At 68.8% G+C, this 7,613-nt stretch carries 7 protein-coding genes; 5 read left to right on the top strand and 2 right to left on the bottom strand.

Annotation, left to right across the window (positions count from 1 at the left end; translation table 11 throughout):
* Positions 1–31 precede the first annotated feature (31 nt).
* Positions 32–673, bottom strand: a complete 642-nt coding sequence (locus HQ308_RS22000; RefSeq protein WP_222647926.1) for a pyridoxamine 5'-phosphate oxidase family protein — start codon at positions 671–673, stop codon at positions 32–34.
* Positions 674–875: 202 nt separating this feature from the next.
* Here HQ308_RS22000 and HQ308_RS21995 point away from each other — a divergent pair, with 202 nt between their 5' ends.
* The 4 genes from HQ308_RS21995 to pucL are packed head-to-tail and all read left to right on the top strand — an operon-like array spanning position 876 to position 4,565.
* On the top strand, positions 876–2,780 hold the full coding sequence (locus HQ308_RS21995) for a solute carrier family 23 protein (RefSeq protein ID WP_222647925.1): 1,905 nt from the start codon (positions 876–878) through the stop codon (positions 2,778–2,780).
* Positions 2,781–2,810: 30 nt separating this feature from the next.
* The gene (gene uraD / locus HQ308_RS21990) at positions 2,811–3,320 is read left to right on the top strand and encodes a 2-oxo-4-hydroxy-4-carboxy-5-ureidoimidazoline decarboxylase (RefSeq protein ID WP_222638783.1); all 510 of its coding nucleotides are present in this window, start codon (positions 2,811–2,813) and stop codon (positions 3,318–3,320) included.
* Complete coding sequence (gene uraH / locus HQ308_RS21985; protein WP_027503685.1) at positions 3,317–3,640, top strand: hydroxyisourate hydrolase; 324 nt, start codon at positions 3,317–3,319, stop codon at positions 3,638–3,640. The genes uraD and uraH overlap by 4 nt, the downstream gene beginning before the upstream one ends.
* 4 nt (positions 3,641–3,644) lie before the next feature.
* Complete coding sequence (gene pucL, locus HQ308_RS21980) at positions 3,645–4,565, top strand: factor-independent urate hydroxylase (RefSeq protein ID WP_222627166.1); 921 nt, start codon at positions 3,645–3,647, stop codon at positions 4,563–4,565.
* Here the strand turns inward: pucL and HQ308_RS21975 are convergent.
* On the bottom strand, positions 4,547–6,100 hold the full coding sequence (locus HQ308_RS21975; RefSeq protein WP_222647924.1) for a PucR family transcriptional regulator: 1,554 nt from the start codon (positions 6,098–6,100) through the stop codon (positions 4,547–4,549). The two genes, pucL and HQ308_RS21975, sit on opposite strands and share 19 nt — an antisense overlap.
* A gap of 113 nt (positions 6,101–6,213) precedes the next feature.
* On the opposite strand from HQ308_RS21975, the gene HQ308_RS21970 reads away from it, so the two are divergent.
* Positions 6,214–7,611, top strand: a complete 1,398-nt coding sequence (locus HQ308_RS21970; RefSeq protein WP_308115858.1) for an 8-oxoguanine deaminase — start codon at positions 6,214–6,216, stop codon at positions 7,609–7,611.
* Positions 7,612–7,613: the final 2 nt, after the last annotated feature.

Here is a 7,613-nt window from a genome sequence, read left to right as displayed (position 1 = left end):
GAGTGGAACACCCCGCGCACCCCCCCGCTCCCTACTCCAGCCGCGCCTCGAGCTCGGCGATGCGGTCGAGCAGCACCTTCTCCCGCGCCGCAGCGTCACGCTCGTAGAGCGCCCCCATCCGGCTCACGTAGTCCTGGTCGTAGCGCGGGATGATGCTGCGGGTGCAGTTCCAGTCGATCGCCTCGACGGAGATCACGACGCTGCGCTCGCACCGCGACTCGACGGTGCCGCCGGGTACCTGCCGGAGTTGCTCCATCAAGGCCGGGTCCGCGCTCCCCTCGACCACCGTCGCGCGGCCGTAGATCTTCACGCGCTGGCGCCGCGGATAGTCCACGACGATCAGCGCCACGCGGTCGTTCGCGTCGAGATTACCGGCCGTCACGTACTGGTTGTTCCCGGCGAAGTCGGCGAACGCGAGTGTGTGGTCGTCGAGCACCTGCAGGAACCCGGCCGGCCCGCTGCGGTACTGGACGTAGGGCCATCCGGTCTCGGTGACCGTCGACAGGTAGAACTGGTCCGCGGCGCGGATGATCACCTTCTCGCGGCCGTCGAGTGCGTCGGGTCCGTCGTCGCCGCGTTCCGTCTGCGCACCGTAGGCCGTGTAGCTGCCCTTCGCGCGCTGCCGCGCCAGCGCCGAGGGTCCGAACACCAGGTGGTGATAGTGGTTGCTCATCGCCCCTCACTCTTCACCACCTGTTGGCGGATCACCCAACGACCAGCGCGGACCGGTGCCCCGACTTTGTGCGGTCTCGACTGGCGGGGTGGCCCCGCATGGCGGAGTCTGATCGCACCACACTCCGGTCACTCGCCGCCCTGCACCGTCGCAGGGCACCGCCTCAGGCCTTTTCGGCCCTCGCCTGGAACCAGGTCCACTCATGACTGTTCGCTCCGCCGTCACGCGGCGTCACCCCGTCGACGAGGTTCTCCCCGCCCACAAGCTGGCGGCCTACGGGTTCCAGCACGTCGTCGCCTTCTACGCCGGGGCGGTGCTGGTCCCGATCATCATCGGTGGGGCCATCGGCCTCACCAACGAGCAGTTGATCCACCTGATCAACGCCGACCTCTTCACGTGTGGCATCGCCTCGATCATCCAGGCGGTCGGCTTCCGGAAGATCGGTGTGAAGCTGCCGCTCCTGCAGGGCGTCACCTTCGCCGGTGTCAGCCCGGTCATCGCGATCGCGATGGCGAACGGCGGCGGAACCGAGGGGCTGCTGTACGTCTACGGCGCCGTCATCGTGGCGGGCCTGTTCACGTTCCTCATCGCTCCGTGGTTCAGCAGGCTGCTGAGGTTCTTCCCGCCGGTGGTGACCGGCACGGTCATCGCCATCATCGGTATCGCGCTGCTGCCGGTGGCCGTGAACGATGCCGTCACCAATCCTGCGACGCACGAACAGGATCCGACCAACGGTCGGTGGATGGCCTACGCGATCGGCACGCTGGTGATCATCGTGCTGATCCAGCGGTTCTTCCGCGGCTTCACCGCCACCATCGCCGTGCTGCTGGGACTCGTCATCGGCAGCGCCACCGCGTACGTGTTGGGCGACATGACGTTCGACGGTGTGTCCGAGGCGTCGTGGGTCGGGTTCACGCAGCCGTTCCTGTTCGGCGCGCCCAAGTTCAGCGTCATCGCCATCATCTCGATGATCGTGGTGCTCATGATCACGGCGGTCGAGTCGACGGGCAGCGTCTTCGCGACGGGTGAGATCGTCGGCAAGCGGATCACGAAGGACGACATCGCCGCCACCCTGCGCGCCGACGGCGTGGCCACGGTCATCGGTGGTTCCTTCAACTCGTTCCCGTATACGGCGTTCTCGGAGAACGTGGGCCTGGTGCGCCTGACGCGCGTGCGCAGCCGCTGGGTGGTCGCCGCGGCCGGTGCCATCATGATCGTCCTGGGCCTGCTGCCGAAGACGGCGGCGGTGGTCGCGTCCATTCCGTCACCCGTCCTGGGCGGCGCCGCGTTGGCGCTCTTCGCCACCGTGGCGGTCGTGGGTATCCAGACGCTGTCGAAGGTCGACTTCACCGATCACCGCAACCTCATCATTGTCGCGACCAGTCTCGGTCTCGCCCTGCTGGTCACGATCCAGCCGACAGTCTCGGAGGGAGTCCCGAGCTGGCTCGAGCTGCTGTTCTCGAGCGGCATCGTGCTGGGTGCGTTCACCGCGATCGTGCTCAACATCCTGTTCTTCCACGTGGGCGGCTCGCGCGGGGCGACGGTGGCAGGTTCCCCCGGCGACTCGATCACCCTCGACGCCGTCAACGAGATGAGCCTCGACGAGTTCTCGAAGACCTTCGGCGACGTCGTGCAGGGATCCGACTGGGTGGTGCGTCGCGCGTACGAGCAGCGGCCCTACGCGGATGCTCATGCACTGCGGGAGGCGTTCCAGGATTCCCTGCTCGCAGGCACCACGGAGGAGCAGGTCGAGCTGATCAGCGCCTTCCCCGATCTGGGCAGCGAGGACGACGCCGGCACCGCGTTCGCCAAGGACCACGTCTCGCTCGCGCACCTCGGCGACGAGGAGCACCGCTCGGTGGTCGACCTGGCCACCGCCTACCGGGATCACTTCGGCTTCCCCCTCGTCATCTGCGCGGCCGAGACCGAGCACTACGACCGGGTGCTCGCCAACGGGTGGTCGCGGATGGAGAACTCACCGGGTGCGGAGCGGTCGTTCGCCATGATCGAGGTCGCGAAGATTGCGAACCACCGGTTCGACGACCTGGTCGCCGATGCGAATCCCATCGCCGCGGCGCGTTTCGGCAGACTGAACGACCTGTCCTGATCCCCACCACAGAAGGGAACGCTCGTGTTCCTGCACGAAGCACTCGGGCTCGACGGATTCAATCGGCTGTCCGATCGCGCCGCGATGCACGCCTTGTTCGAGTGCTGCTCGTCGTCCATCTGGGCGCGCCGGGTGGCCGTCGGTCGCCCCTTCGACAGCGCCGAGGCCCTCCTGGAACGCGCCGACAGCGAGTTGGAGGAACTGTCCGAGACGGAGATCGACCGCGCACTCGACGGTCATCCACGTATCGGCGCCTCGGTGACCGCCGGCTCGTCGTCGCAGCGCGAGCAAGCGGCCGTGAGCGAGGCGGACCAGGGCGTCAAGGACGCGCTCGCGGCGGGGAATCGGACCTACGAGGAGAAGTTCGGCCACGTCTACCTGGTGTGTGCGACGGGCCGCCCTGCGACGGAGCTTCTCGCTATCCTCACCGAGAGGCTCGACAACGATCCGGAGACGGAGAGGCGCGTGATGAGAACCGAACTGGCGAAGATCAATCGAATCAGGTTGACCCGCATGCTGACCGAGCGGACCGAACTGTGAGCGTCAGCACCCACGTCCTCGACGCGGTGCACGGGACACCGGCGACGGGGGTGGGTCTCGCGGTGGTCGACGAGCACGGCGACGTGGTCACCACCGGCATCACCGACGAGGAGGGACGCGCCAAGGAACTGCTCCCGGACGACGCGGTGGCCGGTGTCTACACACTCGTGTTCGACACCGCCGCGTACTTCGAGCAGTCCGGGACGCAGACCTTCTACCCCGAGGTGTCCATCACCTTCACCGTCCTCGATGTCGATGCGCACCACCATGTTCCGCTGCTGCTGTCCCCGTTCGCGTACTCCACCTATCGAGGAAGCTGACCCCATGACCGATCTGACCGGGAACATCGTCCTGGGAGCCAACCAGTACGGCAAGGCCGAGAACCGAGTGGTGCGCATCTACCGCGACACCGCCCGCCACGAGATCCGGGACATCTCCGTGTCGTCGGCATTGCGGGGCGACTTCTCCGCCGCCCATCTCGTCGGTGACCAAGGCGCGGTCCTGCCGACGGACACCCAGAAGCAGACCGCGTACGCCTACGCGAAGGAGAAGGGCCTGCTGCATCTCGAGTCGTACGGCCTGGATCTGGCACGGCATTTCGTCGACGACGTCGAGCCGGTGACGGAGGCGCGGGTCGAACTCGAGGAGTACGCGTGGGAGCGTGTCACCGTGGACGGCCGCCCCCACGATCACACGTGGGTGCGCAAGGGCCAGGAGACGCGGGTCGCCTCGGTCACCGTGGGCGGCTCCGGAGCGGAGCAGAAGACCTGGGTCACCGCGGGTTTCAAGGATCTGATCATCCTGAAGTCGACGGGCTCCGAGTTCGCCGGCTTCCTCGAGGACTCCTACACCGTGCTCGCCCCGACTCATGACCGCGTCATGGCCACCTCGCTCGAGGCCCGGTGGCGCTACACCACCACCGACGTCGACTGGGACGAGGTGTACGCCGGCGTCAAGGCAGTGATGATCGAGCAGTTCGCCACACTCCAGTCGCTCGCGTTGCAACAGACACTCTTCGCGATGGGACGCGCTGCGCTGGAGGCATTCCCGTTCATCGCGGAGATCCGGATGAGCGCACCGAACAAGCATCACTTCCTGTACGACCTCGACCGTTTCGGTGTCGAGAACAACGGCGAGGTCTTCCACGCCGACGACCGTCCCTACGGGCTCATCCAGGCGACCGTCGAACGCGAGGACGCCCCCGACGCGGGATCCGCCTGGCGGGGTTACAGCGTCGTCGGCTGAGGCCCGAGCACGGCCAACGCGACGAAGACGTCGGTGCGGTCCTCCGTCGTCCCCAGGTCTCGGTCCGTCAGCGCCTCCACCCGTCCGATGCGGTACCGCACCGTGTTGACGTGCACGTGGAGGGCGTCCGCCGTGCGACTCCACGAACCGTCGTGGTGCAGGTACGCCCGCAGCGTGTCCAGCAGTCCCGCGTCGGTGCGGCTGTCGTGCTCGAGCACCGCGCCGAGCACCCGCCGGGCATAGGCAGCGCGCAGTCCGTCCGGCACCACCGAGAGCAGGACGGCGGCCGACCCGGTGTCCGCGCTGGTCCGCACGGCGATCCGGTCAGCCGATGCCGCCGCCACCTCACGCGCATGCTGTGCCGTCCGCACACATCCGACGAGGGCCGCGGCTTCTGTAGCCGTACCCACGCCCACGGCGATCCGTCCGGTCACGGTGTCCTCGAGTCGACGCAGCGCAAGGGCGAGATCGGCGGCCATGCGGGTGGACGTCCGACCGAAAGGTAGCCCGACGACGCCGATCACGAGGTCCCCGCCGGTGACTCCCACACTCACCGCACCGTCGACCGATTCCCGCACCGCGTCGGTGAGCACCGCGGCCAGGACCTCGACAGGCATATCCGCGGTGGCGGCCAGCGCGACGACGTCTCCTGTCACGTCGACGCCGATCTGTCGAATGCGTTCCAGCGCCTGCTCTCCGGATCCGTCGACGAGGAGTTCGGCCGCGCGGTCGGCCATGGTGCGCAGCACCCGCGCGCCGTCGTCCACGCGCACGCGATCGAGGGCCGCGATGCTCGCCAGCTGACCGAGCGCATCGAGAACCTGCCCGTCCAGGCACTCGTGGTCACCGTCCACGACGAGGTACCACGCAGTCGCACGGTGACCGAAACTCGATCCGACGGGCAGCACGGACCGCACCGTGTTCTCGGTGACCACGCGGCACGGAACACCCTGCGCCGCAGCCCGTACGAGAGCATCCACCACCTCCGTGGCCAACGGCTCGGCGGACACCGCGGGCCGGCCCACCGCGGTGATGATCCGGCAGGTCACGCCCGTGTCCCGCGCCGTCTCGTGCGTGAGGTCCGCGAGCGCGCGTCCGTCGGTGACCGCGGTGAGCAATCGGTGCTGGCGGGCCAGACTGGCGGAGAGCCGCGCCACCCGATCGCCGGTCACCCGGCTGGTGACGGCATCGATGACGTCCGCGAACGCGACCGCCGACGGCACCGCGAGCAGCGGTAGCGAGTACTTCTCGCACGCATGCACCACGTCGTCGGGGACGGAACCGAACACTTCGTCGCCCGCCGCGAGCGCCACCGCGCCCGCCGCGACGACCGACCCCACGAAGGCATCGCTGTCCTCCGGCGCGCGGCGCCACACCATGCCGGTGACGACCAGCTCGCCGCCCACGATGTAGCGCGACGGGTCCGGCAGGTCGGTCGCGAAGGCCCACCGCACGGTCCGAGCGAGTTGGTCGTCGGTACCGACGAGCCGTCGCAGCGCGAGTTCCGGCACGTCGAGCACGTCCTGGATCAGCACACCCGTTCACCCGCCCGCATCGTCGTTGGAGGATCCGACAGTAGGCGGCGCTCGTTTCGGCCACGTTTCGTCGGCGCGCGCCCTGCGCGGGTGGCCGACACGGTGTTGACTCGGTGACACAGCGAGGACAGGAGTACGACGTGCCGGACCGCATTCTCATCACGGGCGCCCACGTGATCACCGTGGATCCCGCCCGCTCCGAGTGGGCGGCGGGCTGGGTCCTGATCGAGGACGGGCTCATCGCGGCGCTCGGCGACGGGACACCGCCGCCGCGTCCCGACGGTCCGGAGGTCACCGTCATCGACGGCCGCGGTTGCGTCCTGACTCCCGGCCTCGTGAACACGCACCACCATCTCTATCAGTGGATCACCCGCGGTCTGGCCGCGGACTCGACGCTCTTCGAGTGGTTGACGACGTTGTATCCCGTGTGGGCCGGCATCGACGCCGACTCGGTCCGCGTCGCGGCGACGGGTGGGCTCGCCCGATTGGCCGCGACCGGATGCACCACCACCACCGACCACCTCTACGTCTTCCCCCACGACGGCGGAGACGTGTTGGGCGCAGAGATCGACGCCGCGAGGACGGTCGGTCTGCGGTTCCACCCGACGCGCGGATCGATGGACCTGGGACACAGTCAGGGTGGTCTGCCGCCGGACAGCGTCGTGGAGTCGCTCGATGCGATCCTGGCCGCGAGCAGCGCCGCGGTCGACCGCTGGCACGATCCGTCCTTCGGATCGATGCTGCGCATCGCTCTCGCACCGTGCTCGCCGTTCTCCGTCACCGGCGACCTCCTCCGCGAATCGGCGATGCTGGCGCGCGAGCTGGGCGTCCGGTTGCACACACACCTCGCCGAGACCCTGGACGAGGAGGAGTTCTGCCGCAGCAACTTCGGCATGACGCCCGTGCAGTACATGGAATCGGTCGGCTGGGTCGGCGACGACGTCTGGTACGCGCACGCCGTGCATCTCGATGACGCCGCGATCGCGACCATGGCGGCCACCGGAACCGGGGCGGCCCACTGCCCCACGTCCAACGCGCGGCTGGGCGCCGGTATCGCCCGAGCGCGCGATCTGATCGACGCGCGGGTTCCCCTGGGGCTCGGCGTCGACGGTGCCGCCAGCAACGAGTCCTGCAGCATGCTCGAGGAGGCGCACCACGCGGCACTGTTCGCACGGGCGCGCGGCGGACCCCGCGCCATGACCGTGCGCGAGAGCCTCGACCTCGCGACACTCGGCGGTGCCCGAGTCCTCGGGCGCGAGAACGAGATCGGCTCGCTGGAGGTGGGGAAGCTCGCCGATCTGGCGCTGTGGCGCATCGACGGCGCCGCCCACGCCGGCATCACCGACCCCGTCGCCGCGTTGGTACTGGGCGACCGGCCGCCCCTCGAACGGCTCCTCGTGCACGGGCGGGTGGTGGTCGAGAACGGGGTGGTCATGACCGTCGACGAGGAGACGGTGGCCCGGGACGTGGCGGCGGCGCACACGGCGCTGCTCACGAAGGCCGGGCGGTGATT

The sequence above is a fragment of the Rhodococcus sp. BP-241 genome, assembly GCF_019836145.1.
Classification (GTDB): Bacteria; Actinomycetota; Actinomycetes; order Mycobacteriales; family Mycobacteriaceae; genus Rhodococcoides.
The sequence above is the reverse complement of the archived record's forward strand: the minus strand, read 5'-3'. Positions and strand labels throughout refer to the sequence as shown.